General features: G+C 38.2%; 3 protein-coding genes. All 3 read right to left on the reverse strand.

Annotation, left to right across the window (positions count from 1 at the left end):
- Nucleotides 1–236: 236 nt before the first annotated feature.
- Entirely contained in the window at nucleotides 237–536 is a 300-nt protein-coding gene (locus BMZ99_RS25665) for a hypothetical protein (RefSeq protein WP_090944928.1), read from the reverse strand.
- A gap of 6 nt (nucleotides 537–542) precedes the next feature.
- A complete protein-coding gene (locus BMZ99_RS25670; protein ID WP_090944931.1) occupies nucleotides 543–929 on the reverse strand; it encodes a hypothetical protein in 387 nt (128 codons plus the stop codon).
- Between the two features lie 361 nt (nucleotides 930–1,290).
- Nucleotides 1,291–2,568: DUF927 domain-containing protein (locus tag BMZ99_RS25675; protein WP_175490713.1), on the reverse strand; the 1,278-nt coding region annotated here is incomplete at its 5' end.

The following is a 2,568-nucleotide window of genomic DNA, read 5'->3' on the forward strand; positions in this document are numbered from 1 at the left end:
CATAGTAAACGGCTGTAGCACCACACAGCAGTTTATCTGGATCGTTATATTCGCAGAGCTTATTGTTACAGTTTAGTTGCATGTGTGGTGTACACCTCCTGTTAATTAATTTTAGACATAAAGAAAGACCCACCCGTAAAAGGTGAGTCTGTTTATCATATTATGTAAACTTCGTAGAGTTAGTAGCAATTAACTGGATTATATCATTTCGTCAAATTATATGCAAGTATTAATTATCAGTTATTATGATATAGCTGGTTATTTAATGCAGATAACGATAGTTTTTTACTTTTCGGCTTCTTGACTCCATTATTTTTACTTCCTCCACCTGGTACGATAGCCCCCATTGGTTTTACTTCTGTCTGTCTATGCGTTGGTGCCATATCACACATTAAGTTAATGATCTCATCTTTCGGTTTATCATCTTGAGGGAAATGTGCCTCTGCTCCGCATATTGGACATCTAAAGAAATCATATTTGGTATCGTACTTCATATCAATTCTACAATCTAAGCAAAACCACTGCTTACGCTTCATATATTATCACTTCCTCGTATTAAAATAATTTTCATAAAACGCTCGTAATTGCTTTAATGACTCAATTAACATGTTTGAGTATGGAAACAAATATTTTCGTTCAGCATTATACTGCTCTACGCACGTCCAACCTTTCCTACCAGCTGGATCAATCACTGGCTGAATAGCAAAACCGTGCTGATTACTAATGATAAGGATTGCTCCTGTTGCTCTTATAATTTCAAGCTGTTTGGCTAGTTCACGGTTATGCCTGTCCGTGATGATAAATAATTCAATCCATAACCAGCTGTCATTAGGGGAATATTCATAGGAGTCTTTATATGAGTAACCTAGATCACTTCCTATAGGTGGAGGTGGTGTAGGTTGTTTTTGTACGTAATCGTAAATTTCCATAGGTTTTACCTCCTGTTTTTATTAAGGTGGTTCAAGTTGTCTCAAAGTTGGTTCACTGGTTGGTTCACTTAAACCTAGATAGAACGTGGCTTTGTTGCCACTGAACCAACTGAACCAACCATTTCAAGGGGGTATATATATATTATTATTATAAATATTATTTTTTCATAAATGTACACTGTATAAATACAAATTTAACTAATGTCCGTATTTAACAAAAATAAAATCCATAATGTACTATATATATAAATAAGTTGGTTCAGTTGGTTCAATATATAATAAAGGCACGTTTTTACTAAGTTTATAGCGAACCAACTTATGAACCAACCATGAACCAACTTAATTATCGAGTTGGTTCATTTTATTCCTTTTTAATCTTTATCACCCACGGCTGAACACCATTTATTCTTTTGCCTTTTACCGCAAGTGTTCGTTTTTCACCAAATTTTGTTGTCGGTATCCTGCCTACATCAGCCCATTTGCGGAATATCTTGTCTGGACTGAATCCCTGCTCTTTCATGGCCTTTGCGAGTTCAGTCTTTAGAATACAAATATAATCATCCTCTATGTATCCCAATATCGGCATTGCGCTTCTTACATTCAGCGCAAACCTTCCATTATTCGCGGCAATCCATCCCAGCATCCACTGCCATGCCCGTTCCGATTCATCAGCATCACCATTATTTATTAGATGATTTTCTATGACATACTCCGCGGTCTGCAACGCTCCACGACTGGCAGTATCCTTATCCTCGCCAAAAACGTACATACTAGACAACTGATCACCTAAGGCGGTGTGAGAAATGGCATCAATATGAGAGTCTATTTTTTCAGGGTATTTTTGTTTTAATACCATACGTAACTTCTGATAAATATCTCTGATTTCAACATGATTAGCAGTTAGTATCTGGGACAGAAAAATTCTCCCTGCATGACCGTAATGATGTTCCATGACACCATATAAATAACTGGCAAACTCTTGATTATTAACGAAAGGTCCTCCATTGATTTCAATGATTCTCGTTATGATACCGCCTTTAGAATTATCCTTAACAATCGGTGACTCAGCGTTTGTAATCATGATCGTGCGCCATGAAGATGATTGCTGCAGTCCTCTGATCGTTCCCCGTTGCTTTCCTCTGCCCTCAGTGATCATATAAATTGTTTTATTCTCAAACTCTGCACGTCTGTGTTCGTCAAGCGTTTCCAGCTCGCTGACACATAGGGGAAGATCAGAGCATAATGCGGACATTCTCTCTATACCTGTTTCGGACGAGCTGGCCAATATTTTAATGGTATCTGGTTTACCCCAAACAGATAACGCTGCGTATTGTGCTGCGGACTTACCATCCCTGGAATCACCCCAATTATGGATACCGAAGATCCGCTGACCTGTTATTTTTAATAAGGGAGCTGCGAAAGAGGCTGCTAATATAAATCTAGCTTTAGGATTTTTTCTCAATTCACCCATGGCCTGCAGCCAGGCTCCATGATCCCCCGCAATGGAATATCCGTCAATTACGGATTGTGGGGCAATATCATCCGTATCTAATACATAATTATTGCTCATGCCTGGACAAATAAATTCCGTGTCATTGTTACGCCAACCGAATTTTGATACTCCAACTCGATCAGGAAT

Source organism: Pelosinus propionicus DSM 13327 (genome assembly GCF_900114615.1).
GTDB classification, from domain to species: Bacteria; Bacillota; Negativicutes; order DSM-13327; family DSM-13327; genus Pelosinus; species Pelosinus propionicus.